This is a genomic window from Sporosarcina sp. Y1004 (assembly GCF_057669665.1).
The window spans coordinates 95,891-119,150 of record NZ_JBYHFQ010000008.1 but is presented as its reverse complement, the minus strand read 5'-3'; the positions used below and the strand labels follow the sequence as shown (position 1 = coordinate 119,150).

Here is a 23,260-nt window from a genome sequence, read left to right as displayed (position 1 = left end):
TAGTTACACTCTCTTTCTACGGTAGCGAATGTACCAAATACATACCGCTATACCGCCAATTCCTATTAATACATACGCCACGTTCGAATAAATATCCATGTAGTGGACGATTGACTCCCAATTATCACCGACTGCCGCGCCGATGGAAACGAGTGTTGCATTCCAAATCAAGCTGCCGATTGTTGTTAGCAGAATGAATAGTGGGAAATTCATACCCGACATACCTGCCGGAATCGAAATAAGGCTCCGAATCAGTGGGACAAGACGACAAAGCAGTACTGTCCAAGGACCGTATTTGTCGAACCATGCGTCCGCCCTGTGAATGTCTTTTTGAGTAAGACGCAAAATAGATCCCCATCGATCGACAATCTTCTCAAGACGTGGCACATCGAGAAATGACCCGATACTATACAAAATCATCGCGCCAACAACCGATCCAGCTGTCGCGGTAATGATGACACCCACCTGCGTCATATCTGAATACGTCGTCATGAAACCACCAAACGTTAAAATAACTTCAGATGGTATAGGTGGGAAGATATTCTCAATCATAATTAATAAAAACACGCCAAAATAACCAAACTGGCTCATAAATTCAGTAATCCAATTTTCCATGCTGCTCCACCGCCATCTATTACTTTACTAAATATGGGCCCTCTATGCAAATAGAGTTCGACAGCAGAAAGGACGATTCAGCACGACTAGAAGTTTCGTTTTCTGTAATGTATTTTACGCAAGAAGAGGTACGATTATGAGTTCATTTTTTCTGCATTCGATTTTAACGGTATCAACGAATTTTTTTATGGACTTTCTATTACCATTGATAGATAGTTTGTTTGAAATAATTTCGCTACTCAATTTCAGAAGTTCTTCATCTAATGCCCAAAGTTCCTGATTTAAACACATCACTGCTCCCTAATTCGAATATCTCCTATTTCATGCCTTGATTTTAAAAACATACTTTTAAAATGTGGATATCTTTGTTTTTTATTAAGTTATCCTCATTTGAAGTGGATAACTTAATGAAATTGTTGATAATTTCAGAAAATTATTTCTTATCCACAGAACTATTTGATTAAATCTTTACTTTCGGAAAAAGTTATCCACACTGACCATGTCAACAAAAATATAGCCATCCGATATTTACCGGATGGCCCACATTCATTCTTCTTCGAGATTCACAGTCAATTGATCACGCAAAGCTCTTTTCAAGAACTTACCTACAGATGTTTTCGGTATCTCATTCATGAAAATAACGTCGTCCGGAACCCACCATTTTGCAAATTGATTTTCAAGATAGCTTAGTAATCGCTTCTTCATTTCTTCGTCTGCTTTTTGTCCCTCATGTAAAACAACACAAGCAAGCGGACGCTCCAACCATTTTTCGTGTGGCACCGCAATCACCGCCGCCTCGAATACAGCTTCATGGGTCATCAGCGCGTTTTCAAGATCAACGGATGAAATCCATTCACCGCCACTTTTAATCAAGTCAGCCGTGCGATCCACCAACTTGAGGTAACCGTCTTCTGTGATTACTGCGATGTCTCCAGTATGGAACCATCCGTCTTGAAAGGCTATAGCAGTTCCACCATCTTTATAGTACTCACTCGCAACCCAAGGACCTTTGATCGTTAATTCGCCCATTGTTTTGCCATCCCAAGCCACTTCTTTACCCTCTTTAACAATCCGAACCTCGAGTCCCGGCATTGTTAACCCTTGGAGTGCCCGCATTTCAATTCTCTCATCCATTGTTAAATTATCCATTTTCGATGTAAAAACTGACAAACTAACAAGCGGCGTCGTTTCTGTTAAACCATAGCCAACAATAAATGGAACACCGTGTTTCTCTTCGAATGCACGAATCAAACCTTTTGGAGAAGCCGATCCGCCGCTGACAATAGCACGCAATGACGAGATATCCCGTGGATTTTGCTCAAGTTCTTTCAATACTGCCAGCCAAATTGTTGGCACACCTGCAGTAAGCGTTATTTTTTCCTGCTCTATTAAATCAAGGATGAGAGCTGGATTGAAGCCAGGACCGGTTAAAACTTGTGTAGTGCCAAAGAAGACGGCTGCAAAAGGCATTCCCCAAGCATTCGCGTGGAACATCGGAACGATTGGCATAGCAACATCCCGTTCCCCTATACCCATCGAATCAGCCAGCCCCAGTGCATAACTGTGCAGCACAAGCCCACGGTGTGTATAAACGACTCCTTTTGGATTTCCAGTTGTTGCGGATGTGTAACACATGCCCGCCGGCGTATTTTCATCAAGATCCTCTGGGAATACGTAGTCATCTGACGCAGCTTCAAGCAAAGCTTCGTATGAATGCACATTTTTAAGCGATGTTTCTGGAATTTCTTTACTATCCCCCATAATGACGTAATGTTTCACGGTCTTTAACATTGGTGCAAGTTGCGATAGGTGCGGGAATAAATTATCATCCACAAGCAATATTTCATCTTCCGCATGGTTAATCACATACGCAATATGTTCAGGAGACAAACGGATATTAATCATATGAAGAATCGCACCTGTACACGGTACCCCGAAGTAAGCTTCTAGGTGGCGATGATGGTTCCAGCCGAACGAACCTACTTTTGTTCCATGTTTCATCCCAAGTTTCGTAAGCGCATCCGCAAGTTTCCGTGACCGTTTTGCGAAATCTCTGTATGGTATCCGATGAATTGTATTTTCTGCTGTCCTCGAAATGATTAATTTGTCTGGGAAATACTGTTCAGCCCGTTTAACAAATGACGATAATAAAAGTGGTGTTTGCATCATAAATCATTCATCTCCTTTTCAGTTGGAATTAATGATTTTCACTTTTTTGCCTTATCCCTTTTGCCTGCCAATAGGGGTGTTCGGATAAATCGGAGACCCGCATTACAGGTGTCAAACAAAAATCAGTTCCCAATGAAATAGCGAGCCATTCACTCCATGTCATCGTTGCGATGTAAGCGCTTACTTCTGAATGTTCGAGAGTGCCTGTGGCATAGAAAGCATAGTGTTTCCACTCAGGATGTTTTGCAAATTCACAGAAGTTGTCCCAAAACTTTGGCTCAAGAGCCCCAAGCGCAACGTGGCGACCATCTTTTGTCTGATACAATCCGTAACAAATGGTAGTACCATAGATTTCTGGAATACCTCTATCTGAAATACCTTTTTCATTGTATGCCAGATGCGTCCCTTGAAAATCAGCCAATACCTCAGTAATTGCAATGTCGACGAATGCACCTTCTCCTGTACGAAACTTCTGTACAAGTGCCGCGAGAATACCTTCTGAAACTGCAACTGCACCGCAATAATCTGCAAGTGTATTTTGAGGATGAATTGGATTTCCTTCCTGATTAGTAAGTTGGGAAAGAATTCCCGACATCGCCAAATAATTAATATCATGACTCCCTACTTCAGTTAGAAGCCCTGATTGACCATACCCCGTCATCGAACAATAAATAATATCCGGTTTCAATGCTTTTACAGTGTCATAATCAAATCCAAGACGTTTCATCACACCTGGTCTGAACGATTCCAAAAGCACGTCCGATTTTTTGATAAGTTCTATCAACGATGCTTTACCTTCTACGGTTTTCAAATCAAGGGTGACGAATTCTTTCCCTATATTGTTTGCTTGATGAACGATGCCGCCACTCATGTTTTTCGCTGGATCGCCGCCCGGAGGTTCTACTTTAATGACATGGGCTCCCATATATGCAAGACGCATCGCAGCATACGGCCCCGGAAGATAATATGTGACATCCAGCACATTTATACCTTTTAACATACTCATTTCCTACAATCCCATATTTTTTGCGATGATGACCTTCATGATTTCATTCGTCCCTGCGTAAATCGATGCGACGGGGATGTCCCGGTACCGCCTCGCAATTTTATATTCCTCCATATAGCCATATCCGCCGTGCAGCTTCATGCATTCCGCCGAAATTTCACGCGCTGTATCGGTAAGCCAATATTTGGCCATCGATACTTTTGTGACGACATCTTTACCAGCAAGATGATCCTCGATTAGGGATTCGACAAAAGACTTGCCAATTTCCACTTTCGTTGCGATTTCTGCTATTTTAAACTGTGTATTTTGAAATGATCCAATTGGTTTGCCAAATGCTTTCCGTGACTTTACATAGTCTAATGTCATTTCCAACATGTCTTCTGATGCGATTTGCGCAGCAATCGCGACAACAAGCCGCTCTTGCTGAAGTTTTTCCATCATGTAACTGAACCCTTTTCCTTCCTCACCAACTAAATTCGATACAGGTACACGGCAATCTTCAAAAAATAGCTCCGCTGTATCTTGGGAATGCAAACCGGCTTTATCAAGCTTACGTCCTCTCGTGAAACCAGGTGTTCCCTCTTCAATGACAAGTAAACTAACTCCCCGGTGTTTCGGCTCGGCTTTCAAGTCAGTTTTCACAGCGACAAGTATGAGGTTCCCATTAATACCGTTCGTGATGAATGTTTTTTGACCGTTGACGACATAGTGATCACCGTCTTTTATGGCCGTCGTCTGAATACTGGCTAAGTCTGATCCTGTTCCTGGCTCAGTCATGGCAATCGCCGTAATAATGTCAGCGCTTATACAACCCGGCAGCCAGCGTGCTTTTTGCTCTGGCGTACCAAACGATTCGATATAAGGAACGACGATGTCATTGTGTAAACCCACTCCGGTAAGACCCCCTCCTACGCGTTCGAGTTCTTCTCCGATGATGACACCGTAGCTAAAATCAAGTCCGAGCCCGCCGTACTGTTCTTCAACTTGCGGACAAAGAAAGCCCATTTGTCCAAGTTTTTTCCAAAACGCAATCGGAACAAGCCTCTCTTTTTCCCATAAGTCATAATTTGGAACTGCTTCTTTCTGAAGAAACTTTCGAAGCGAATCCCGAAACATGTCATGCTCATCTGTTTCAAATCTGTATTTCCCCACTGGTTAACCCCCCCTTTTTTTCCATGTGCTTCAAAAAGATATATGTTATCTATCAGCGCTCGTCGATGATATATCTTTAACTCTCGACTTCCAAATCACTTCGGTTGCATCCGGATCGCACCGTCTAACCGGATGACTTCACCGTTTAGCATCGTATTCGTGAAAATACTTTCAACAAGCATTGCATATTCGTTCGGCCGGCCAAGTCGTTTCGGAAACGGCACCATTGAAGCAAGTGATAAACGCGCAGCTTCAGGTAATCCGTCAAACAGCGGTGTTTCTACAAGACCCGGCGCAATTGTCATCACACGAATCCCGAATGCCGCAAATTCACGTGCAATCGGTAATGTCATCCCAACGACACCGCCTTTTGATGCACTGTATGCACTCTGTCCAATTTGCCCTTCGAATGCAGCAACAGAGGCTGTATTTACAATAACTCCGCGCTCGCCTTCTTTGTTTGGTTCGTTCTCTTGCATAGCAACCGCCGCCACACGAATCACGTTAAATGTCCCTATCAAGTTAACCCGTATCACTTGTTCAAATTGTTCAAGCCCAATCGGAGTACCTCGCGATACGACTTTACCTGGTGTCGCAATCCCTGCGCAATTGACTACGGCAGTTAACTTCCCGAAAGTCTCTTTGACGGAGGCCACATTCGCCTCCACTTCTTCCGCACTTGCCACATCCGTTTTCAAAAATACAACATTTTTTTCCCCAAACTCATTTGCAAGTGCCAATCCACGCTCTTCATTCATATCGAAAATAGCTGCTTTTCCGCCGGCATCGATTATTCTTCTTACAGTGGCCTCCCCAAGACCTGATGCTCCACCTGTTACGATTGCGACAACCTGCTTCATTTCCATCCCTGAATCCCCCTTTTCAATCACGCCTCGGTGTGATTACGTCAAGATTTTGAATTGAGCTCGAGGCCTGCAGGGTGGAAGGATTGAACTTAATTCCTCCCTGTTAAATCCGTTCGATAATTGTAGCGTTAGCCATACCCATTCCTTCGCAAACCGCGAGCAATCCGTATCGGCCTTCTGTCCGTTTTAGTTCATGGATCATTGATACGAGCAATTTCGTTCCAGTCGCGCCAAGCGGATGGCCAAGTGCAATGGCACCGCCGTTCGGATTCAATTTCTTAGGATTTCCCCCGGTTTCTTTCAGCCAAGCTAGTGGAACTGGTGCAAATGCTTCGTTCACTTCATACGTATCCATATCTTCTATTGAAAGACCCGCTTTTTCTAATACTATCCGGGTCGCTTCTATTGGCCCTGTCAGCATTAACGTGGGATCAGACCCTACAACAGAACGCGCAACAATGCGGGCAATCGGTTTGAGTCCAAGCTCATTCGCTCTCTCCTGTGACATTAAAAGTACCGCCGATGCACCGTCACTCATTTGACTAGCATTACCCGCAGTGATTACGCCATTTTCATCAAAGACTGTTCGTAACCCAGCCAGCACTTTCGTTGTCGATTCGGGACGAGGCCCTTCATCTTTAGAAAACATTTCAGTTGTACCATCATCTCTCGTGATTTCGACAGAGACGATTTCTTCTTCAAACTTCCCTCCATCGATTGCCCGAATTGCTCTTTGGTGGCTTTCGAATGAAAAGCGGTCAAGTTCCTCGCGTGATAAATTCCATTTTTTGGCGATTCGTTCCGCCGATAGTCCTTGATTAATAATTTCATGTTTTTCTATGAGTTTTGGACTTGGTTTTGATTCTCCCATGTTAGACTTCATGGGAGCGCGCGTCATACTTTCCACGCCGCCCGCAATGACAATATCCATATCTCCCGAAAGAATGGCTTGTGACGCAAAATGCACAGCTTGCTGACTTGAACCGCATTGTCGATCGATTGTTACTCCAGGTACATGAACAGGAAATCCAGCGATTAGTGCTGCGGTTCTAGCAATGTTACCGCCCTGCTCTCCTGCCTGCGTCACACAACCTAAAATAACGTCATCAATAGCGCTTTTATTAATTCCGGCACGCATGACAAGCTCCTCAAGCACTACCGCTGCGAGGTCATCAGGTCTATAATTTTCAAAACTTCCCTTTCTTCTACCAATCGCGGTCCGTACCCCTTTAATAATAACAACTTCTCTCATTCCCCAATCACCCCTCTCAGATAAGCGATTTTACAATGACACTCCATTTTTAGTTTCTACACGCAACTGATATTTCGAAAACTTACCAAATTCATAGATTATTCTCATAATTATAGTTTACATGAAATCCCTACTATTTTCCATAACTATAGTAAATCAACTCAGCCTTAAGACCGAGTTGCAAATCCGTACAGCGCCTGTTTGGACAAGTGTAAAATCGTTATAAGATTAAGCTACAAACGAAAGGAGGAACAACACATGAAGAAACTTGGTTTTGCAGTACTTGGTATTACGGCAGCAATTATCGTCCTTGTGAATCTTGGATCACTTCTTGCACTTGCCTTTTCTGCATTGATTGCATATGCAGGGTTCCATTATTTCAGAAAAAGTAATTCTACAATCTCGAAAATTTTCTGGGGCGGCGTACTCATTCTCGCCTTGTTAAGCGCTATAGCGAATGTACCAGCGTTCATTGGGATCCTCGCAATTCTCGGTGTTTGGTATGCTTGGCGTAAATGGAAAGGCTCAGAAAACAACAATGTCATCAGTAATGTTTCAAACGATCCCTTTGTAAACTTTGAACGCCAATGGAATGACATTACAAAATAAGAGGAGGAACTATTAATGAACTCACTTTGGAATAGATTTAAATACTCGGTACAAGCAGATCTCCATACTCTATTCGACAAAAAGGAAACGAAGAACCCAATCGCAATGTTGAACCAATATATTCGTGAGGCTGAAAAACAGACTGATTCAATCGGGAAATTACTTGAACGACAAAGCACACTGCAAACTGAATTACAAAAAGAATTGTCAGAAGCAGAAAAAATGGCGGACAAACGTCGGAGTCAGCTTGAACTTGCAATAGTTGCTGGTGAACAAGACCTAATCGCATTCGCTGAAGAAGAAATTTCCGCGTACGATACACGTGCTGCAGAACTATCTGAAAGTGTTATGGAGACAGCTTACGAATTAATCTCTTTAGAGCGTAAATTCGAAGAGATGAAACATAAAGTAAAAGATATGAAAGTGCGTCAGCTACAATTGATGGGCAAAGAAAACGTAACGCGCGCCCATCACCGTATGGACGAAGTTATTTCACCGAAAAATGCAGACAGTAACATGGGCACAATCGGCGAGATGAAAAAGTATATTGAAAACCTTGGTGGGAAGATTGAACGTGAATTCGAAACGTCTTCAATGGACCGCCGACTTCAATCATTAGAGAAAAGTTCCGCAAAAGAGACGGAAGTTGTGTAAACTAGACTATAGGAGGAGGGTGTCTTCAGGAAATGGCAATAGTTGCCCGCCTTCCTTTTCCTTTTTTCAAAAAATCTGACCTCAAGAAGGAGGAGCAATAAATGGATCGAGCTAATACGAGCAAAATTACATTTTGGGGATTTACCTTTCTGCTGCTCATATTTGTCGAATCAGCATTCTTTCATAACGGTAATATCGTGTTCGCCCTTCTTGGTGCCGGATTTATTTATTACGGATCGAAGAAGCGCTCAAAACCTTTCTTTTTCATCGGACTTTTCTTCATCGCGGTCGCACTTTTTACATTGTGGAGCTTACGATTGCTCATTTTTGGTAGTCTTGTCTATATCCTTGTAAAGTTATGGAAAGGCGTACCGTCTGAAGAAATCATGCGTCCGCTAAAAGAAATCCAACAGGAAACTCCGAACGGCATTTGGAAAAACAAATTATTTTCTGTCCAATCCTCCCCGTTTTCGTCTTATGAGTGGGAAGATATTCACATTCAGGGGTTCTTTAGCAATATTCACATCGATGTGACAGATACAGTGCTACCAAAAGGAACCTCTTTAATTTCAGTGAGACAGGGATTTGGGAAAATTAAAATTGAGGTACCTTATGAAATTCCCGTTCGTATTCATTACACAACATTAATTGGTGACGCCAGAATTTTTGGCATCCATCGAAAACGACTTATCAATGAAACGCTTCATATGAAAGACAGTTATGAAGGCAAAATGCCTGATTCTCCTGAACTCATCATTACACTTTCCACTTGGGCCGGGGATGTTGAGGTGACGAGAAAATGAAAGCAGTCATCGGACGCGGTATTATGCTATCACTTCTACTTCTGGCCATTACAGCGGTATATGTCTACTTCCTCCTTGGCCTACCTTTGGAGGAAAGTTGGTTCGCCTTTTTCGAGTTGCAATTTGCGGAGGTTCCGCTTGGTTGGTGGGTTTTAAATACGATTTTTGTGCTTGCTTGGGGAATAGCCCTATGGAGTGGTACATTAGGAAGTTCAAAAGAAAAAGCAATCGAGCAAAAATTAACTGGATTAATTGATGCTGAAAAAGATGTCATTTTAAAAGAGAAACTTTCTCCACGAATGGACCGAGCAATTGGTTCAGTGTCAAATGTCATTCAAACGCAGCGAAAAAGTTTACAGCGGATTATTGATGAACGAGCAGAAGCACAAGACAAAATTATCCAAGAGCGCATCATTCAAGAAAGACAGCGGCTTGCACGCGAACTGCATGATTCCGTCTCCCAACAACTATTTGCTGCATCGATGCTAATATCTGCTATCACGGAAAACAACGACGACCTATCAGCACAAAAACCTTTGCTCCAAATCGAACGCGTTGTACAGCAGGCGCAACTAGAAATGCGGGCTTTACTTCTTCATCTGCGACCAGCAGCTTTGAATAATAAATCACTTACAGAAGGACTTGAAGAGCTACTCGTTGAACTAAGAGAGAAAGTACTATTCGATATCCGTTTTCGTTTAGAAGAAGTAAATCTCTCAAAAGGGGCGGAAGATCATTTGTTCCGAATTGCACAGGAAACGTTATCCAATACGCTTCGCCACGCACAAGCAACAGAAGTCGATGTACTATTTGTAGAACGGGATGGCCTTGCCATTTTCCGCGTGCAAGATAACGGGATTGGATTCAAGGATAGTGATGGAAAAGGCGGATCCTATGGACTCCAAAATGTCAAAGAACGGGCAATTGAAATCGGGGGATCATGCAAAATTGTTTCTGTACCATCCCAAGGTACAATTGTTGAAGTGAAATTGCCTGCGCGAAGAGGAGATGAATCGAATGATCAAGATCTTATTAGTGGATGATCATGAAATGGTCCGGATTGGTGTGTCAGCTTATTTGCAGATTCAACCGGATATGGAAGTTATCGGTGAAGCAGAAAACGGGAGAGAAGCAGTAGAAAAAGCACTCTCACTACGCCCCGATATTATTTTAATGGATATGGTTATGCCTGAAATGAATGGTGCAGAAGCAACTGCGGAGATTATTAAAGAGTGGCCTGAAGCGAAGATTGTCATTGTTACAAGTTTTTTAGACGATGATAAAGTATATCCCGCACTTGAAGCCGGAGCTCTCAGCTATATATTAAAAACCTCAAACGCCAAGCGAATCGCGGGAGCAATTCGTGAAACTTTGAAAGGACAAACGGTGTTGGAGCCTGAAGTAACTACGAAGATGATGCAAAAAATGCGAGCTGGCAAGGACCGACAGCCACATGATGACTTAACAGAACGTGAACTTGAAATTTTAATGCATCTTGCGAAAGGAAAAACGAATCAGGAAATCGCTGATGATTTATTTATTGCACTAAAAACAGTGAAGACGCACGTCAGCAACCTGCTATCTAAACTAGAAGTCCAAGACCGGACGCAAGCGGTCATTTATGCATTCACACACGAACTAGTCAATTGACATATCAAAAGCGCAGAGCGCCTGTTCAGAGGCGACAGGCATATGACGAGTTGGCGGAGCAGCGTCCTTTGCTGCAGAGCTAAATCGACTTATGACCCGAGCCTCTAGGCGCACGGAGCTAGACATATCAAAAGCGCAGAGCGCCTGTTCAGAGGCGACAGGCATATGACGAGTTGGCGGAGCAGCGTCCTTTGCTGCAGAGCTAAATCGACTTATGACCCGAGCCTCTAGGCGCACGGAGCTAGACGTATCAAAAGCGTAGGGCGCCATTCAGAGGCGACAGGCATAAGACGGGTTGGCGGAGCAGCGTCCTTTGCTGCAGAGCTAAATCGACTTATGACCCGAGCCTCTAGGCGCACGGAGCTAGACGTATCAAAAGCGCAGAGCGCCTGTTCAGAGGCGACAGGCATATCAGAAAAGGCAGCCATGTAGATTCGGATAGTCTCCGTCTCTAAGTGGCTGCCTTACTTATATAATTATTCCCCCACCAAGCGGCTCAACGCGTTAATAGTGCCTGCGTGAACGCCTTCATGCCAAATTACAAATTGAGCGACCGCATCTACTGTTACCATCGTATGCAAAGGACCAATTGACATCGGTTCTTGTAACGAATCGCTCAGTTTCCCATCAAGTGCTTTCATAATACGCTCCGGTTGTTCCTCTAACGCCACGAGAAGTTCTTCAATAGAAGGGATGTTCCCCTCCCAGCTCTCTGGAGTCGAGCCCGATACAAAAAATGAAATCCATTCCGGATTAACAAGCTCATAGCCCTCCACTGCTTTTTGAATAAGTGTTTCCATAGAGACAAAAATATGACCCGCGTTCCAGCGAATCGTGTTGCTGAATCCTGCAGGTTGTGTGTCCCATGCCTTTTCACTTATTTTGGCTACACGGCCAAGTGTGTATATACGACTGAATTTCAATTGATTCAATGTTTCGATTATAATCATCCCTTTCTTAATTCTCCCCCTTCTACTCTATCGTACCCTCGGGGGAAATCAAAGCGGTCACTCCATATAGGGGTGACCGCTGCTTAATTATGGTTTAAAAGGATCTTCATTTGGTTTCTCTTTGTTCCATTTTTCGTGTGTATGCTGGTCAAAATTGCTTTTTCCTTTATCTACCTCGCCATTAGGAGAACCTACGCCCGATACCGGTTTATTATTACCCGTATTCGTATTATTTATCTTATTTTCGGCGAAAGCAGACGGTTTGTTCTCACCCGTCTCTTCCTTTTCATTTTCTCTAAAAACTTCCGATGTATTTGAATCGGAAGGATCCGCAAGCGGTAGCTCATCGGATTTAGACATCCCTTTAACATTTGGTTCTAGATCGTCTTTGTTTGGATAATTGCCATCTGATTTTGTCATATCTACTTTAAATCCTCCCTCTTCGTACGGGGAACCGGGATATGCTTTCCGTCCCCTCGCACGGTTCTCGTTTTTTTATTTTGAGTCTTGTTGCTTTAACTTTCGCTATCAAAAATAGCCAATCGTTAACACAAGTATTGCTAGTAGTAATTCAAGTAACCCACTGAAAAGATTAATATATTACGGATTTCTGAACGTATGATGCCCTTCATTCACTAAATAACCTTGAAGAGACGCAAACCTATTTTCAGAATCCTGTGAAACCATTATCCCACTATTTCGTCTTATTTACAATAAACAGGGGGGATTTTTTGGAGAAATCGCTTTTTTTTGCTATGCCATTAATCAACATCGCTATTCTTATCTGGATTGAACAAAGTCTTGAGGTTGAATACATATGGAAAACGATGGCGAAGGTTGTTCTATTTCTACTGATTCCACTCATTATATATAGAAAGTTTGGATTTCCATTCTTACGCTTACGCGGTACAGATTCTAAAAGTATGGGTATCGCAATCACTTCGGGAATCTTAATAATGGCCGTTATCATCATGTCATTTCTCTTATTAAAGCCATTCATTAATCTAAATGAACTTATTGGCGATTTAGAAGACGCTGGTGTAACAGCTACAGTGTTCCCTTTCATCGCATTCTATATCTTGTTCGGTAATTCGATACTGGAGGAGTTTTACTTCCGCGGCCTGTTGCCTAATATTATAAGCAATTCAAAAGTCCGGCTTCTTGTTCCATCCTTCCTGTTCGCAATTTACCATATCGCAATTTTTCTACCTTGGTTCAGTCCAGCACTTCTCGTAGTTGCCGTTGCAGGACTCTGGTTGGGAGGAGTGATCTTTCAGTTGGCCAATGAAAAAAGCGGAACCATTTTGCCCTCTTGGACAGTTCATATGTTTGCAGATATCGGTGTTTTACTTGTTGGAGTGTATATTATTTACTTCTATTGAAAGAATGATCAATTTGCGTACTTTACCTAATCATTCCCGCCAAAGGAAAGCCTTAAACCCATTTCAATCGTAACGAATCCGCAAATAGAAAGAAGCCGTACGCAATACCCTTGAGTAAAGGCATTGAGTACAACTCACATCATTGTCCATTTATTAAACCGCTGCCACGACGACCGTTACTTTGAATAAATCTCCATCTACTTCAATTTTCATATTCCCATTATGCAAATCGACGATGGATTGTGCTATCGCAAGACCAAGTCCAGAACCGTCCGTTTGGCGTGATGCATCAGCCCTTTTGAATCGTTCAAACAATTCGTCGGTGTTTTCACCAAGCTCATACTTCGTCACATTTTTCACGACGAATTCCGCGTTATCTCCCACTTTTCGAAGTGTAATATAGACACGGGTACCCGGCAATGTGTATTTAATGGCGTTGACAATCAAATTATCCAGTACGCGCCACCATCTTTTCCCGTCGACATAGGCAACAAGCGTAGACTCTGGTAAGTTCACCCTAAAATCAAGGCCCGATTTCGAAATTTCTTCTTCGTGTTCTGCAAGTGCTTGTTGAAGCAATTGTGTCAAATCGACGCGTTGTTTGTGAAGCTCCAAGTTACCGCTTGCCATTTTCGAAACTTCAAACAAATCCTCAATCAATGTCTTTAAACGCTGTGATTTCCTATCTAAGATATCTATATATTTTGCTCTATCTTCAGCTGTGATATCTGCCTTTTTCAATAGATCCGTGTACGTAATAATGGACGTTAATGGTGTCCTAAGATCATGACTAACGTTCGTAATAAGTTCCGTTTTTAGGCGTTCACTCTTCGCTTGTTCGGTCATGGAACTGCGGACACCTTCGCGTAGGTTATTGAGATTCCGCGCATGGTCTGCAAGCGGTGATTTTCCTTCGATTTTAATTTCCTCATGAAGACGTCCATTCGCCATCGCTTCAGTAGCCACAATAATACGATTCAAATACGCCGTTCTTCTCACGAAAATATAGAGGAATGGCAGCCCAGCAAACAATACAAGTGGAATGTAAATCATAATTAATATGGGTTGCATGAGAACGACGGCAAACCCGATGCCCGCTAGGAAAAAGCCAATTAATAGAAGGAACGATTGAACACCAATTGAACGATTCAAAAACATCCCTTGCCATGCAAGTATAAATCTCATACTATAACTATCCTTAATTTCTTGTTTCAACACCACTTCATCTTTTATTCGCTCCATGAAATTAACCAGCTGTAACACTGTTAGAAATACGAGGAGTGTAAGGAATACAAAAGAAATTACATATATAACCAAATTTTCGAGGCTATAAAAATAAGCATAGTCTGCAACAAACAATAAATTAATATAGAGCATCAGCAATGTTGTAACCAGCAGAGCTCCTTTTACATCGATTTTTAAACGACTATACCAGTCCGCCCCTCTTCTATCCTTCACCCAGTTCTTATTGAAACGAAACTTTGTCAACAGAAGGATTAATGCAATTAGCCCGACAATCCAAGTGCTATAGGCAATATATTTTGATTTGTTAAACCAGGCTGCAAGTTGACCATGAGACCCTTCCTGTGATATCCCTTTTGAAATGACGACAATACCCTCGAAAGTCCGATCTGGGTTTCCGATTATTGAGCGGTTACTGTCGATGTATTCCCCAGTATGGTTTCCTGTGTACTGGTATAAATCAGCATTTTTTATTCGAAGTGACTTAGCCTTGAAGTACCCTTCCTTGGAATTGTACATTCTCTTGTAGGCGGCGGGCGCTTTGACATCACCGGACGCAAACGTTTCACCCGTTTCCACATCTTTCAACTCATAGGCAACCCACCGGAAGTTATAATCGTCCACACCATTGAATCTTTCACTTACATATTGTTCAAGCGCTTCTCCTTTTTCTTCACGGACTTTTGCCTCTACATGTTTATCATCTTGGAAGTTTTTTCGAATATCATCTATTTTCACTTCTTGCTCTTTAATCAGTTCTGTTTTTAACACTTCATTGCCAGCCGCTTTCGCTTCTTCAATTCGGTCTTGATATTGGGCTGTAATATTGGAAATTTGTTCAGCCAATGTGCCGTAACGCTCACGATGTTCGTCGATTTCCTCCTGTGATACTTTGATTTGTTTTTTCTCCTTTTCCACATCAATCGGATTCAAAACGGTTGTACTAATTTTATCGTAAAAATACTCCATTTCAGATTTAAAATCCTCTGTATCAACAAAGCTATTCCCGATAAACTTTGGACCCGTATTTATAAAAGAGACAAGCGCAGTTAAAAACAAGGCGATAAGAATCGACCAGACAATAAGAGGCATTCGTTTATTTTTCATATTCACACATTTCCTTTCACTATCCGGGTGAAGTAAGCAATCGCCCTACTGGAACGTTCCATTCCATTTCCGACCAGGTCAATGATGTGGGAGAAACAGTAACCGATACTCAAAGCGGCAATGACAATCGCGATGATTGACCAAACTACAGCCCAGTCATTTTTCGATTTTGTAACCAATGCCCCACACCACCTTTACATATCTCGGATTTTTCGGATCTGCTTCGATTTTTTCGCGTATTTTACGTATATGTACCGCAACGATATTTTCAGCATTGTACGCTGCTTCATTCCAAACGCGTTCGTAGATTTCGTTGATTGAAAATACACGCCCCGCATTCTTCATCAGCAACTCTGTAATTTTGTATTCAATTGGTGTCAGTTTTACCACGCCACCGTCAATAGTGATTTCCTTTGCTTCTTCATCCAGAACTAGCCCGTCGATTTCTACTTTTTTCTGGCCATCGTACGTCCCAAATTGGATATAGCGACGCAATTGTGACTTCACACGAGCCATCAACTCCATTGGATGGAACGGTTTCGTCACATAATCATCTGCACCAACGGATAGTCCATGAATTTTATCGGAGTCTTCCACCTTCGCACTCAGCATGATAATCGGGATATTGCGCGCTTCCCGAATTTTGAACGTCGCTGTAATACCATCCATATTTGGCATCATTATATCGAGAATTAGAAGATGGACATCATTCGACTCCAGTAGCTCAAGCGCCTCTACACCGTCCGCCGCCTTCAGTACCTCATAACCTTCATTTTTCAAATATATTTCAATCCCGTTACGGATGTCCTGATCGTCATCCGCTACAAGCACTGTGAATTTCGCCATCTTCCGCACCTCGCTTTTCTCTATGATACCAATTGTACCCGCCAAATCTTAACATTCACCAACTGTAATTATGAAGAAAGTCTTAAGAACAGATTATATATGTTCGATTAAAGAATCCCGTTGAATCTATTTAATGAGAGAGTTGTGATTCGGGGTGTGGATTATAGACCGCTCGGCGCTTTGGGGATGCCTCTCGCCATGAGCCTGGATTAACGCTTCGCATCCAGTCTCAGGGCTTAGGCTACCCCTTTGCCGCGCCTAAGCTGGGGTGTCCATTATCGAGAGAGTGCGGTTTGGAGTGTGGTTTGTAGATCGCTTGGCGCTTTGGGGATGCCTCTCGCCATGAGCCTGGATTAGCGCTTCGCATCCAGTCTCAGAGCTTCGGCTACCCCTTTGCCGCGCCTGCGCTGATGTGTTCATAATCGAGAGAAGTGTGATTTTGAGATGTAAATGCTGAGATTATAATGTGATTACTATTTGATACTAATTTCATTGAAGAAAGACACACTGCAGATTGCACTAATCTCCGATAAAGAAATGCGCTTTCTTACATAGACCATCCAGCGAAGGCGCGACTTCGTGGTAGCCGAAGCGATAAGACTGAAAGCGGTCTTCTTTCTGGCTTATCGCGGGAGGCATCCACAAAGCGCAAAGCGGTATTAGCGGGATTTCTGAATCTAACTATAATGTTGGTACTTTTATTAATCACCTCCGCAATTATAGATAAAGAAATACGCTTTCTTACAAGGTCTATCCAGCTACCACGAAGCGGCAAGCGGTATTAGCAGAGTTTCTAATTCATTCACTTGTTTCGTGACTTTTTCAATGGCCTACCGTATTCATTTGTTCAACATAAATATCGGTGAAAAACCCCTGTTCTCCCAACTATTGATGGGGGAACAGGGGTTTATTCATTTAACAAGCTAGACTTCTTCACTTTTCTACCACTGAGCGTCAATACGAGGATTCCGCCTAGCAACATAGCAATGCCCGTCCAGGACGTTCCGTCGAGATGCTCGCCAACCACAATAACACTCAAAACAGCTGCAGTAAGCGGTTCAGCAAGTGATAGGGTAACGGCAGAGGACGATGGAATTCTTTTTAATCCGGTTGAAAACAGGATGTACGCTACACTTGTCGTAATTATTCCAAGATACAGTACCACAGATATTCCCCGAGCAGAAATCAGACCTTCCGTTTCGAATAAAAGCAAAAATGGCATCATCATCAACGCACTAATGGAAAAGATGACTGCAACAGCAGGTACAGCATCCACTTTTTCAAGTACTTCTTTATTTACAAGTGCGTAAAAGGCAAACAATAGCCCTGCACCAAGCGACATCAAAACACCTACTGGATTAACAACGATACCGTCTTTATTTAAAAATAGCAGTGCACACCCCACAATCGCAAGAGCGGTAGCTGTAAGCCAAATAAATGTCGGACGGCGTTTTAACAAGAACCATTCGATGATTCCAGAAAAAACAGGCGAACTGCCGATGGTAACGACCGTCCCTATCGCGACACCGGTTAATCTGACAGAAGAAAAGAATAGATACTGGAAAATGGCCATTGAAATAGCCGCGTAAATCGTAGCTTTCCACGGCCAATTCTTGAAATCAATTTTACGCATGATTAGTAATAGAATCAGCAATGAAAAACCACCCACCGCAAGCCGTGATGCACCAACTGTCAATGGATGGATGGTTTGCGGTAGGAACGTTTGTGCAGTGCCAGTTGTTCCCCATAGTATTGCACCTAACAACACGAGTGTGTAGGCAATTCGCTGCGACATGATTCCACTGCTCCTTTTCCCTTTATATATAGAAGATACCATATAATTCGAGAGTTCCAACATTTCAAGTTCACTTGACACGACTAGTAACTATGTACTATAATCACTAATTGTTCACACGTGGTTCGTAACCATCCCACGCTAAAAAACTAGGAGGAAATAAGTAATGAAAATAAAAACAATGGCCATAAGCGGGATCATTGCCGCTTTATATGTAGCCGTATCTCTATTAATAGCACCACTGGCTTATTCAGCAATCCAATTTCGTATCTCCGAGCTGTTCAACCATCTTATAGTGTTTAATAAGAAGTTCTTCTTTGGTATTGTGCTCGGAGTATTCGTCACAAACTTGTTTTCTCCACTTGGCATGTATGATCTATTTTTCGGCGTGAGTCAATCAATTATAGCTCTTTCAATCACGATATTTTCCGCTAAATTTATATCTGGAGTTTTCAAGCGAATGGTCTTCAACACACTAGTTTTCACCTTTACCATGTTCATCATTGCTTTCGAGTTAAACCTAGCATTAGAGCTCCCTTTCCTACTTACATGGTTAACAGTTGCAATCGGTGAATTTGTTGTCATGGCAATTGGAATTCCGATTATGATGGCTTTGAATAAACGGCTAAACTTCAAGAAATTGATTTAACCGAAACAGCACCCGCCACTTTGTCTTCAACTGAATTTTCCAAGGAGGGCTTAGATGTATATCTCCATTCAAGAAACTGCAGAATATCTTAGCATGCCCGTCGAACAAATTCAGAAGTATGTAAGAGAAGGACGGATTCGTTCTGTCCATGACGGCGAACAATTTCTAGTGAACAAAGATCAGTTTGGTCTTTATTTAGAACAGCTCGAAACATTAAAACACCAAATTGACGAATGGCGTAACGAACCCATTCCACCCGATCGCGACATTAAAGATGAAGATTGAAATACCGGCTGAAAATCTACGGATTTTCAGCTATTTTTATTTAAATAGAGTACTCCGCATCGTCCGTGTACACGAATGGAAAGGACTATAAACGGGAATACTTATTTAACCGAACAGTTGCTTTCATAACATTTTGCTAGTATAGTTGAAAACTGTTTCTAAATTACCAGTAACACGAGGGGGAAGTATGAAGAAAATATCAAACGTTTTTTATATCACAATTGGTCTCATCATATTGACCGTTGGATATGGCGCATTCGCTCCTGAAAGTTTTGAAGCAATAACAACGAACATCAAAAATGTTGTTGCATCAACATTCGGTTGGTACTACATGTTGCTCATGTCATTTATGGTAGTCCTGAGTATCTTTTTCATCATAAGTCCATATGGGAAGATTCGTCTCGGAAAAGATGCAGATCGACCGCAATTTTCAACGGTTACTTGGATTGCCATGCTCTTTTCTGCAGGGATGGGTATCGGACTCGTCTTTTATGGTGCCGCAGAACCATTGTCACATTTTGGAATCAATCCTGCCACGGAAGCTCCAAATACAGATGCAGCTTTTAAAGAAGGGCTACGACAGACTTTCTTCCATTGGGGGCTCCATGTGTGGGCAATGTACGGTGTTATCGCACTATCTCTTGCCTTCTTCCAGTTCCGCAAAGGCGAACCGGGATTAATTTCAGCAACATTGAAGCCGATATTCGGCAAAAAAATGGTTGGTCCGTGGGGCGTTCTCGTCGATGTACTCGCAGTATTCGCGACATCTTTTGGAGTTGCTACATCGCTCGGCTTCGGTGCTGTTCAAATTAATGCAGGCCTTCATTACTTATTTGACGTTAAAATTAATATCTTTTCTCAATTTGTCATCATCGGGGTCGTTACTATCATATTCATCGGTTCCGCTTGGTCAGGACTTAGCAGGGGTATTAAATATTTGTCGAATACCAATTTAGTACTTGCACTCGCACTTCTCGGATTTGTGGTTATAGCGGGCCCGACATTGCTTATTTTCAATATGTTTACTGATTCTTTTGGAGGCTATTTATCAAATCTCGTTCAAATGAGTTTTCGCACAGCACCTTTAGACTCCGGGGATCGTAGTTGGCTTGACAGCTGGACCATTTTCTACTGGGCTTGGTGGATCTCATGGGCACCATTTGTAAGTATGTTTATTGCCCGCGTTTCAAAAGGACGTACCATTCGCGAATTCATGATTGGTGTACTTGTTGCCCCTACGCTCCTTGGATCATTCTGGTTTTCAGCGTTTGGAACAACAGCCATCGATATCCAGAAAAGCGGCGTTCTCGATTTGGCGAAAGCCGATACGGAACTAGTCATTTTTGAAATGTTTAGTGCAATGCCTTTGTCTATCGCCGTTTCAGTATTTGCCATATTACTGATTGCTTCCTTTTTCATTACTTCTGCAGATTCAGCAACTTTTGTTTTAGGCATGCAGTCGACAAACGGTTCGTTGACACCCCCAAATACGGTTAAACTCATTTGGGGGATCATCCAATCGACAATTGCCCTCATTTTACTTTCTGTCGGCGGACTTACAGCCTTGCAAAACACCATTATCATCGCGGCGTTGCCATTCTCATTCGTCATGTTGCTGATGGTTGCCTCATTGATCAAAGCATTGAAAGTAGAAGCTAAGTTAATGAAGCTAAAAAAATGAGTTGAAAAGGCGATTCCTGAGATGGAATCGCCTTTTTCTTAACTTTTGATAAGAACCTTTTCACGTTGTCCAACCATATATAAGAAGTCTCCGATCAATGCGCTTGCTGTCGGATACATGCCTGCTCCCGGGCCAACAAGAGTAAGGGACCCTAGATAATCAGTTTCAACAATAATTGCATTATCAACACCGTCGACTCCATATAACGGATTGTCAGGACCAATCAGTACCGGTCCCACACTTCCTCGCAAGACACCCTTTTCATCAATTGAAATCTCCGCGATATGCCGATAACGAAGTTTCCCCTTTAATGCTTCCGCAACATCTTCAGTTTTAACTCCATCGATTCCGACTATCGGAATGTCTCGCCAATCAGGCTGGGTACCAAATGACAGTGCACTTAAAATCATCAGTTTTCGAAAAGCATCTTTACCACTAACATCGTCAGTCGGATCTGCTTCTGCATAACCGAGCTCTTGTGCTTCAAAAAGTGCAGTGTTAAATGGAACTTTCTCTTCCCGCATCTTTGTCAAAATGAAATTTGAGGTTCCATTTAAAATCCCTCTGATTCGTCGTACTCGATCTGCAGGTAACAAGTTTTTCACTGTACGGATAATTGGTACTCCACCCGCTGTAGTTGCTTCATAACCGACCTGAACGCCCCGGAATTCCGCATGCTTCAATAATGCCGGACCATGTGTCGCGAACATTTTCTTATTTGCCGTTATAATGTTTTTGCCCTTTTCGATTGCATCTGAAAGATACGTATAAGCAGGTTCCTCACCAACAATTGCCTCAAAGATGAAATCAATGTCCGGGTTCATCAGTATGTCCTGGATGTCTCCCGTCACTTTTACCCCTGGTGTTGCTAGACGTACTTTCGCTATATCGCGAACAAGGATGGCAACTATATCGATTTCACAGCCTGTTTGTTGCTTAATCTCATTCTTTCTTTCATTCAAAATTCTGTAAATCCCTTCACCTACAGTGCCGAAGCCGAGTAGAGCAACCTTGATTGACGGCATTTCGCCACCTCCATGGACTGCTTAATAACAAGTCCCCATTTTTCAGATTCTCTTAAATGGCTATAGGGCGTAACAAACTAAGACGATTGTCATAGCCATCTTTCTTCCAAAAATTATACTGTTACAGCGACTGCTGCTTCAATAGCCTGCGCTAAATCTGCAATAATGTCTTCTGCTGATTCAAGACCGACCGATAGTCTAATTAGTTCCTCGGTAACGCCTGATTTTTTCAAATCTTCAGGGCCAAGCTGCTGGTGCGTCGTTGAAGCAGGATGGATGATCAAGGATTTTGCATCGCCAACGTTAGCTACGTGCGACCAGATTTTAACGTTGTCAATTACGTTTCGACCAGCCTCACGCCCGCCTTTGATACCGAAAACGATAATGGAGCCGAAGCCGTTTTTCAAGTACTTTTTCGCAAGGTCATATGATGGGTGATCTTCGTTCCCAGTATACGTTACCCATTCAACAGATGGATGCTGTTTCAAGAATTCTGCCACTTTGATAGCATTTTCATTATGTCTTGTCACACGCAGATGCAGTGTTTCAAGTCCTTGTAAGAAGTTAAAGGCACTATCCGGATCTAAGCAAGGTCCAAAGTCTCGTAACAATTGAACACGTAGCTTAGTGGCAAACGCCGCGCCTGCAGTGTCAATTCCATAACGAAGGCCATGGTAAGATTCATCCGGCTCAGTAAAGCCTGGGAACCGTCCTTGTGTCCAATCAAACGTACCCGCATCAACAGCAACTCCACCGATTGTTGTACCATGTCCGCCAATCCATTTCGTTGCAGAGTGGATCACGACATCTGCACCAAATTCGATTGGATTTGAACCGTATGGAGATGCAAACGTACTGTCTATTAGAAGTGGTAGACCGTTTTCATGTGCAATGTCCGCAACCGCTTCAATATCAAGCACATGTAAACTCGGATTACCAATTGTTTCTGCAAATAAAGCTTTTGTTTTATCTGTAATCGCTGCGCGGAAGTTTTCAGGATCCGTTACATCGACAAATTTTACATTGATGCCGTAACGCGGAAGCGTATTGGCAAATAAATTATACGTACCACCATACAAATTGCTCGCCGCGACAATTTCATCACCTGCGCCTGCGACATTTAGGATAGAAAATGCAATAGCCGCCATTCCTGAAGATAATGCAACTGCCGCCGTTCCTCCTTCAAGAAGTGCTATACGTTCTTCAAAAACAGCGACGGTTGGATTTGTAATACGCGTATAGATGTTGCCTGCTTCTTGCAGTCCAAACAATTTTTGAGCATGTTCTGTATCACGAAATACGAATGATGAAGTTCTATGAATTGGAACTGCACGAGAACCTGTTACGGGATCGGGTTTTTGTCCACCATGTAGAAGAAGTGTTTCGGGTTTAAGTTTTGTCAAAGTCATTACCTCCAAAGTTTTTTAGATGGAATTGATTGTGATCTGCGGAGGCGCTGGGGGTATTTTGGAAATAAAAAATAACCCCCTTCGCTTAAGAAGAGGGTTACGCTTTCGCTTTT

At 42.6% G+C, this 23,260-nt stretch carries 23 protein-coding genes and 1 riboswitch; of the genes, 9 read left to right on the top strand and 14 right to left on the bottom strand.

All coding sequences use genetic code 11. From position 1 onward, the window contains the following. Positions 1-3: 3 nt before the first annotated feature. The 6 genes from AC25Y6_RS08175 to AC25Y6_RS08150 all read right to left on the bottom strand — a co-directional run bounded on the left by AC25Y6_RS08175 (position 4) and on the right by AC25Y6_RS08150 (position 7,060). Entirely contained in the window at positions 4-615 is a 612-nt protein-coding gene (locus AC25Y6_RS08175) for a DedA family protein (protein ID WP_488142653.1), read from the bottom strand. A gap of 546 nt (positions 616-1,161) precedes the next feature. Continuing rightward, positions 1,162-2,784: a long-chain fatty acid--CoA ligase gene (locus tag AC25Y6_RS08170; RefSeq protein WP_488142652.1), complete on the bottom strand. Its 1,623-nt coding sequence runs from the start codon at positions 2,782-2,784 to the stop codon at positions 1,162-1,164. 28 nt (positions 2,785-2,812) lie between these two features. Continuing rightward, positions 2,813-3,790, bottom strand: coding sequence for a CaiB/BaiF CoA transferase family protein (locus AC25Y6_RS08165; protein ID WP_488142651.1), 978 nt, complete (start codon positions 3,788-3,790; stop codon positions 2,813-2,815). A gap of 3 nt (positions 3,791-3,793) precedes the next feature. Continuing rightward, the gene (locus AC25Y6_RS08160) at positions 3,794-4,942 is read right to left on the bottom strand and encodes an acyl-CoA dehydrogenase family protein (RefSeq protein WP_488142650.1); all 1,149 of its coding nucleotides are present in this window, start codon (positions 4,940-4,942) and stop codon (positions 3,794-3,796) included. A 95-nt stretch (positions 4,943-5,037) separates the two neighbouring features. Then, positions 5,038-5,808, bottom strand: a complete 771-nt coding sequence (locus AC25Y6_RS08155) for a 3-hydroxyacyl-CoA dehydrogenase (RefSeq protein ID WP_488142649.1) — start codon at positions 5,806-5,808, stop codon at positions 5,038-5,040. A gap of 103 nt (positions 5,809-5,911) precedes the next feature. Next, complete coding sequence (locus AC25Y6_RS08150; RefSeq protein WP_488142648.1) at positions 5,912-7,060, bottom strand: thiolase family protein; 1,149 nt, start codon at positions 7,058-7,060, stop codon at positions 5,912-5,914. Between the two features lie 258 nt (positions 7,061-7,318). Here AC25Y6_RS08150 and AC25Y6_RS08145 point away from each other — a divergent pair, with 258 nt between their 5' ends. The 5 genes from AC25Y6_RS08145 to AC25Y6_RS08125 all read left to right on the top strand — a co-directional run bounded on the left by AC25Y6_RS08145 (position 7,319) and on the right by AC25Y6_RS08125 (position 10,776). After that, entirely contained in the window at positions 7,319-7,669 is a 351-nt protein-coding gene (locus tag AC25Y6_RS08145; RefSeq protein WP_482101277.1) for a lmo0954 family membrane protein, read from the top strand. A 15-nt stretch (positions 7,670-7,684) separates the two neighbouring features. After that, complete coding sequence (locus AC25Y6_RS08140) at positions 7,685-8,323, top strand: PspA/IM30 family protein (RefSeq protein ID WP_482101278.1); 639 nt, start codon at positions 7,685-7,687, stop codon at positions 8,321-8,323. Positions 8,324-8,424: 101 nt separating this feature from the next. Continuing rightward, a complete protein-coding gene (gene liaF, locus AC25Y6_RS08135; protein WP_482101279.1) occupies positions 8,425-9,126 on the top strand; it encodes a cell wall-active antibiotics response protein LiaF in 702 nt (233 codons plus the stop codon). Further along, positions 9,123-10,169, top strand: coding sequence for a sensor histidine kinase (locus AC25Y6_RS08130; RefSeq protein WP_488142647.1), 1,047 nt, complete (start codon positions 9,123-9,125; stop codon positions 10,167-10,169). Before liaF ends, AC25Y6_RS08130 begins: the two co-directional genes overlap by 4 nt. After that, on the top strand, positions 10,144-10,776 hold the full coding sequence (locus AC25Y6_RS08125; protein ID WP_488142646.1) for a response regulator: 633 nt from the start codon (positions 10,144-10,146) through the stop codon (positions 10,774-10,776). Before AC25Y6_RS08130 ends, AC25Y6_RS08125 begins: the two co-directional genes overlap by 26 nt. 476 nt (positions 10,777-11,252) lie before the next feature. Here the strand turns inward: AC25Y6_RS08125 and AC25Y6_RS08120 are convergent, their stop codons facing one another. Together AC25Y6_RS08120 and AC25Y6_RS08115 are read right to left on the bottom strand one after the other, a co-directional pair. Then, on the bottom strand, positions 11,253-11,726 hold the full coding sequence (locus tag AC25Y6_RS08120; RefSeq protein ID WP_488142645.1) for a DinB family protein: 474 nt from the start codon (positions 11,724-11,726) through the stop codon (positions 11,253-11,255). Positions 11,727-11,813: 87 nt separating this feature from the next. Continuing rightward, the gene (locus AC25Y6_RS08115) at positions 11,814-12,146 is read right to left on the bottom strand and encodes a hypothetical protein (RefSeq protein ID WP_488142644.1); all 333 of its coding nucleotides are present in this window, start codon (positions 12,144-12,146) and stop codon (positions 11,814-11,816) included. Positions 12,147-12,457: 311 nt separating this feature from the next. Here AC25Y6_RS08115 and AC25Y6_RS08110 point away from each other — a divergent pair, with 311 nt between their 5' ends. After that, on the top strand, positions 12,458-13,108 hold the full coding sequence (locus tag AC25Y6_RS08110; RefSeq protein WP_488142643.1) for a CPBP family intramembrane glutamic endopeptidase: 651 nt from the start codon (positions 12,458-12,460) through the stop codon (positions 13,106-13,108). Positions 13,109-13,261: 153 nt separating this feature from the next. Here AC25Y6_RS08110 and AC25Y6_RS08105 read toward each other — a convergent pair whose 3' ends face one another. The 4 genes from AC25Y6_RS08105 to AC25Y6_RS08090 form a co-directional block, all read right to left on the bottom strand. Continuing rightward, positions 13,262-15,457, bottom strand: a complete 2,196-nt coding sequence (locus tag AC25Y6_RS08105; RefSeq protein WP_488142642.1) for a sensor histidine kinase — start codon at positions 15,455-15,457, stop codon at positions 13,262-13,264. 2 nt (positions 15,458-15,459) lie between these two features. Continuing rightward, the gene (locus tag AC25Y6_RS08100) at positions 15,460-15,636 is read right to left on the bottom strand and encodes a hypothetical protein (RefSeq protein WP_482101286.1); all 177 of its coding nucleotides are present in this window, start codon (positions 15,634-15,636) and stop codon (positions 15,460-15,462) included. Further along, on the bottom strand, positions 15,614-16,303 hold the full coding sequence (locus AC25Y6_RS08095) for a response regulator transcription factor (protein ID WP_482101287.1): 690 nt from the start codon (positions 16,301-16,303) through the stop codon (positions 15,614-15,616). The genes AC25Y6_RS08100 and AC25Y6_RS08095 overlap by 23 nt, the downstream gene beginning before the upstream one ends. A 907-nt stretch (positions 16,304-17,210) precedes the next feature. After that, positions 17,211-18,098: a DMT family transporter gene (locus AC25Y6_RS08090; RefSeq protein ID WP_488142641.1), complete on the bottom strand. Its 888-nt coding sequence runs from the start codon at positions 18,096-18,098 to the stop codon at positions 17,211-17,213. A gap of 114 nt (positions 18,099-18,212) precedes the next feature. Then, a riboswitch (PreQ1 riboswitch) is annotated at positions 18,213-18,257 on the top strand. 7 nt (positions 18,258-18,264) lie between these two features. On the opposite strand from AC25Y6_RS08090, the gene AC25Y6_RS08085 reads away from it, so the two are divergent. The 3 genes from AC25Y6_RS08085 (at position 18,265) to AC25Y6_RS08075 (ending at position 20,713) form a co-directional block, all read left to right on the top strand. Further along, entirely contained in the window at positions 18,265-18,747 is a 483-nt protein-coding gene (locus AC25Y6_RS08085; protein WP_482106040.1) for a QueT transporter family protein, read from the top strand. A gap of 54 nt (positions 18,748-18,801) precedes the next feature. Continuing rightward, complete coding sequence (locus AC25Y6_RS08080; protein WP_482106039.1) at positions 18,802-19,032, top strand: excisionase family DNA-binding protein; 231 nt, start codon at positions 18,802-18,804, stop codon at positions 19,030-19,032. A 187-nt stretch (positions 19,033-19,219) separates the two neighbouring features. Beyond that, entirely contained in the window at positions 19,220-20,713 is a 1,494-nt protein-coding gene (locus AC25Y6_RS08075) for a BCCT family transporter (RefSeq protein ID WP_488142640.1), read from the top strand. Between the two features lie 38 nt (positions 20,714-20,751). Here the strand turns inward: AC25Y6_RS08075 and AC25Y6_RS08070 are convergent, their stop codons facing one another. Together AC25Y6_RS08070 and AC25Y6_RS08065 are read right to left on the bottom strand one after the other, a co-directional pair. After that, entirely contained in the window at positions 20,752-21,738 is a 987-nt protein-coding gene (locus AC25Y6_RS08070; protein ID WP_488142639.1) for a homoserine dehydrogenase, read from the bottom strand. Positions 21,739-21,851: 113 nt separating this feature from the next. Next, the gene (locus AC25Y6_RS08065) at positions 21,852-23,141 is read right to left on the bottom strand and encodes an O-acetylhomoserine aminocarboxypropyltransferase/cysteine synthase family protein (RefSeq protein ID WP_482101293.1); all 1,290 of its coding nucleotides are present in this window, start codon (positions 23,139-23,141) and stop codon (positions 21,852-21,854) included. Positions 23,142-23,260 lie beyond the last annotated feature (119 nt).

Bases quoted from the DNA above. Each gene is read 5' to 3' on its own strand.
- AC25Y6_RS08155 (WP_488142649.1), bottom strand. From the start codon at position 5,808: ATGGAAATGAAGCAGGTTGTCGCAATCGTAACAGGTGGAGCATCAGGT.
- AC25Y6_RS08070 (WP_488142639.1), bottom strand. From the start codon at position 21,738: ATGCCGTCAATCAAGGTTGCTCTACTCGGCTTCGGCACTGTAGGTGAA.
- AC25Y6_RS08095 (WP_482101287.1), bottom strand. From the start codon at position 16,303: ATGGCGAAATTCACAGTGCTTGTAGCGGATGACGATCAGGACATCCGT.
- AC25Y6_RS08150 (WP_488142648.1), bottom strand. From the start codon at position 7,060: ATGAGAGAAGTTGTTATTATTAAAGGGGTACGGACCGCGATTGGTAGA.
- AC25Y6_RS08125 (WP_488142646.1), top strand. From the start codon at position 10,144: ATGATCAAGATCTTATTAGTGGATGATCATGAAATGGTCCGGATTGGT.
- AC25Y6_RS08145 (WP_482101277.1), top strand. From the start codon at position 7,319: ATGAAGAAACTTGGTTTTGCAGTACTTGGTATTACGGCAGCAATTATC.
- AC25Y6_RS08130 (WP_488142647.1), top strand. From the start codon at position 9,123: ATGAAAGCAGTCATCGGACGCGGTATTATGCTATCACTTCTACTTCTG.
- AC25Y6_RS08140 (WP_482101278.1), top strand. From the start codon at position 7,685: ATGAACTCACTTTGGAATAGATTTAAATACTCGGTACAAGCAGATCTC.
- AC25Y6_RS08085 (WP_482106040.1), top strand. From the start codon at position 18,265: ATGAAAATAAAAACAATGGCCATAAGCGGGATCATTGCCGCTTTATAT.
- AC25Y6_RS08115 (WP_488142644.1), bottom strand. From the start codon at position 12,146: ATGACAAAATCAGATGGCAATTATCCAAACAAAGACGATCTAGAACCA.
- AC25Y6_RS08090 (WP_488142641.1), bottom strand. From the start codon at position 18,098: ATGTCGCAGCGAATTGCCTACACACTCGTGTTGTTAGGTGCAATACTA.
- liaF (WP_482101279.1), top strand. From the start codon at position 8,425: ATGGATCGAGCTAATACGAGCAAAATTACATTTTGGGGATTTACCTTT.
- AC25Y6_RS08165 (WP_488142651.1), bottom strand. From the start codon at position 3,790: ATGAGTATGTTAAAAGGTATAAATGTGCTGGATGTCACATATTATCTT.
- AC25Y6_RS08080 (WP_482106039.1), top strand. From the start codon at position 18,802: ATGTATATCTCCATTCAAGAAACTGCAGAATATCTTAGCATGCCCGTC.
- AC25Y6_RS08075 (WP_488142640.1), top strand. From the start codon at position 19,220: ATGAAGAAAATATCAAACGTTTTTTATATCACAATTGGTCTCATCATA.
- AC25Y6_RS08120 (WP_488142645.1), bottom strand. From the start codon at position 11,726: ATGATTATAATCGAAACATTGAATCAATTGAAATTCAGTCGTATATAC.
- AC25Y6_RS08175 (WP_488142653.1), bottom strand. From the start codon at position 615: ATGGAAAATTGGATTACTGAATTTATGAGCCAGTTTGGTTATTTTGGC.
- AC25Y6_RS08170 (WP_488142652.1), bottom strand. From the start codon at position 2,784: ATGATGCAAACACCACTTTTATTATCGTCATTTGTTAAACGGGCTGAA.
- AC25Y6_RS08105 (WP_488142642.1), bottom strand. From the start codon at position 15,457: ATGAAAAATAAACGAATGCCTCTTATTGTCTGGTCGATTCTTATCGCC.